The organism is Mycoplasma sp. CSL7503-lung (assembly GCF_025515455.1).
GTDB lineage: Bacteria > Bacillota_I > Bacilli_A > Mycoplasmatales > Metamycoplasmataceae > Mycoplasmopsis.
This window is the reverse complement of the sequence record NZ_JAOPHP010000051.1, coordinates 1-759: the sequence shown is the minus strand read 5'-3', so window position 1 is coordinate 759 and position 759 is coordinate 1. Positions and strand designations below refer to the sequence as shown.

At 23.6% G+C, this 759-nt stretch carries 1 protein-coding gene; it reads left to right on the top strand.

All coding sequences use genetic code 4. From position 1 onward, the window contains the following. The coding region (locus N9R85_RS03955; protein ID WP_396888774.1) for a hypothetical protein at positions 1 to 759 on the top strand (759 nt) is incomplete at both ends.

Genomic DNA, 759 nt, shown 5'->3' with positions numbered 1-759 from the left:
TCAATCCTGCTATGTTAATTCAAGTAAATGATAAAAAAGCTAATGATAAAGATTTTGATGAAAAGATCGAAAATATAATCAAAACATTAAAAAGACATAATTTAACATGAGCTAAATACTTTTCTTCGGAAAAAATAGACTCAAATATGCGTGGTAACATTTCTTTAAAAAATATTTCTAAACGCAGTTCAGATATTGATGTAATAATCTTTAAAGTTGGACCTGCAACCGGTTGAAACATACCGCGTGCTTGCATGTTAGTTCAATTAAGAAATGTATCTTCTGATAGTTTAAGTATTCAAACCATTGGTCGTATCAAACGTAATCCCAATCCTGCTTTTAACTTTGATGATAATTCAACAGCATATAGTTATTGAGTATATTCAAATATTGAAAATATCGATAAAATAGGCAAAGAAAGAGAATTTAGTTCATATAAATTAAATAAAGAAAGTTTAAATGATAAATTTTACTACGGAGAAATCAATAAAGAAGTTGAAAAAATAAAGGTTGATCTAAGTGATCAAATTGTTGAGTTAATTAAAAATAATAAAAATCAATTATTATCAAATTATGATTATTATTTAAACTACTACCAAGAAAAAGGATATATACCTTATAAAGAAGATAAGATAATAGATAAAGAAAAAAATCAAGAATTACAATATATTAATAGAAAAATTAATAACATTATTGAAATGAGTCAATTTATAAATGAATTTAATACAAAAACCTCTAATATTCTGGATAAAAAAGATT